1 protein-coding gene is annotated in these 903 nt (G+C 32.9%); it reads left to right on the forward strand.

Translation table 11 applies throughout. The features are described from left to right. Positions 1-260: 260 nt before the first annotated feature. Positions 261-903: phospholipase D-like domain-containing protein (locus AC1DQW_RS27785; protein ID WP_477457037.1), on the forward strand; the 643-nt coding region annotated here is incomplete at its 3' end.

Consider the following 903-nt stretch of genomic DNA (forward strand, 5'->3'; position numbering starts at 1 on the left):
GGTTTATCCCCATAGTGGCTTTTAAGTCGTTTAGAGCTTTAGTTGGAGATTCTGATGAACCAGAACACTTGATTCCGGTGCAAGACAACTCACAAAAGTGCTAAAAAGACACAATTTGTTTTAGACAGAAAAAACATCGACAATGCCTCTTATGCTTGCGCAGGTATCAGGTGCGTAGTCGACATTAATATTAAAAAAAATACTTGTTACTTAGAAATGGTTATGAAATAATTATAACTTCATCAAAAAATCTCTAAATAATGAGTCTTTTTAATAAAAGTCTAAATTTCAAAATTGGCAATGCCATTTTCTTTGTATTAATTATTCTGACTGCTCTTTTAACTTTGCTATTTTTAAAAATAAATAATCCCAAATATAGTAGTTTAATATCAGGGCTTGCCACAGGCTTTGCTTTGGCTACTATTCAATTTTTGTTCAGTTGGTATGAATACGTTAAAATTGACAAATATCGCCAAATGAAAATTATTGACATACGGCCTGATCGTGACAAAAGAGAATTATATGGGTCCTTAATTAATGGATCAAAGGAAGAAATTGCAATATTGGCTGTTACTGCAAGTCGATTGGTAAATGACTTTGCTGACGTTAATAGCAGTCAAGAACACAACAAAGTATTGCTTACTGCGTTGAGCAGAAATGTAAAAGTAAAAATCCTTCTTCCCAACAAATCCTTCCTTGAAGTACATTCACAGGCTCAATTTGAAATTCTCAAAACTAAGTTCGACAAACTGAATAGGCAATATCCTAATTTCGAATTTAAGTACTTTAACCACTTACCAAATCATAGTATTTTTCTTGTAGATCATTATTGTATTATTGGTCCCGTATTTCAAGGCGTATCAAGTAAAAACACACCGTCAATGCATGTAGAAGCCTCTTGTC

Source organism: Mucilaginibacter sp. P5_A4 (assembly GCF_056400605.1).